This is a genomic window from Ancylomarina longa (assembly GCF_003996985.1).
In the GTDB taxonomy this organism is placed as follows: Bacteria; Bacteroidota; Bacteroidia; order Bacteroidales; family Marinifilaceae; genus Ancylomarina_A; species Ancylomarina_A longa.
This window is the reverse complement of the sequence record NZ_RJJX01000319.1, coordinates 1-360: the sequence shown is the minus strand read 5'-3', so window position 1 is coordinate 360 and position 360 is coordinate 1. Positions and strand designations below refer to the sequence as shown.

Sequence of the window (360 nt, the reverse complement as noted above, 5' to 3'; positions counted from 1 at the left end):
GTCACGAAACGTCACGATGTTACCAAAAGTCTTAGTGGCATCATAAATGCGGTTAGTCCTTGAGAACGCTTGCATCAGACCGTGATAGCGAAGGTTTTTATCAACATAGAGCGTGTTTAAGGTCGGCGCATCAAAACCTGTGAGGAACATACCGACAACAATCAGTAAATCCACATCCTGCTTAATAACGCGTCCTGCAAGATCACGGTAGTAGTTTTGAAAAGACTTACTGTCTACGCCGTAATTGGTCTTAAACATCTCGTTGTAATCATTAATAGCACGGCTCAAAAACTCTTTGGCACTGCTATTCATAGCGGTAGGCTCAAAGCCTTCGTCAGCAATGTCACCGATTGCGTCTTG

1 protein-coding gene is annotated in these 360 nt (G+C 43.9%); it reads right to left on the bottom strand.

What is annotated here, in order from left to right; translation table 11 throughout:
- A partial coding sequence (locus DLK05_RS17345) for a type I restriction enzyme subunit R domain-containing protein (protein WP_438830197.1) occupies positions 1 to 360 on the bottom strand: 360 nt, incomplete at both ends.